The sequence below is a fragment of the Streptomyces olivaceus genome (assembly GCF_000721235.1).
GTDB lineage: Bacteria > Actinomycetota > Actinomycetes > Streptomycetales > Streptomycetaceae > Streptomyces > Streptomyces olivaceus.
Map to the genome: position 1 here is coordinate 1 of NZ_JOFH01000120.1, position 663 is coordinate 663.

At 66.5% G+C, this 663-nt stretch carries 1 protein-coding gene; it reads right to left on the minus strand.

The window, feature by feature from the left end; genetic code table 11:
- Positions 1 to 662: SDR family NAD(P)-dependent oxidoreductase (locus IG94_RS39460; RefSeq protein WP_346009439.1), on the minus strand; the 662-nt coding region annotated here is incomplete at its 3' end.
- Between the last annotated feature and the right edge of the window lies 1 nt (position 663).

Sequence of the window (663 nt, forward strand, 5' to 3'; positions counted from 1 at the left end):
GACCGTTCGGCGGTGTCGAGGAGTCGCAGCCCGTCTTCCGTCGACATCGGCAGCACACCCATACGACGCATCCGCGCCAGATCCGACCGCTCCAGACCCCCCGTCATCACACTCCGCTCCTCCCACAACCCCCACGCCACCGACACACCCGACAACCCACGCGCCCGCCGAAACGCCGCCAACCCATCCAAAAACGCATTCCCCGCCGCATAATTCGCCTGCCCCGCAGCCCCCAACACCCCAGCCGCCGACGAGAACAACACAAACAACCCCTCCGAACCCGCCATCACCTCATGCAGATTCCACCCACCCACCACCTTCGCCGCCAGCACACCCCGCAACCGCTCCCCCGACAACCCCTCCACCACCACGTCGTCCAACACACCCGCCGCATGCACCACCCCCGACACCCCACCCGGCAAACCACCCACCACACCCTCCAACGCCACCCGATCCGCCACATCACACACCACCACCCGCACCTCAGCACCCCAACCCGACAACTCCCCCACCAAACCACCCACATCACCACCACCACGACTCAACAACACCAACCGACGCACACCCCGCACCCCCACCAAATACCGCGCCACCACCCCACCCAACACACCCGAACCACCCGACACCAACACCCAACCCCCATCCCCCACCGACGACACCACG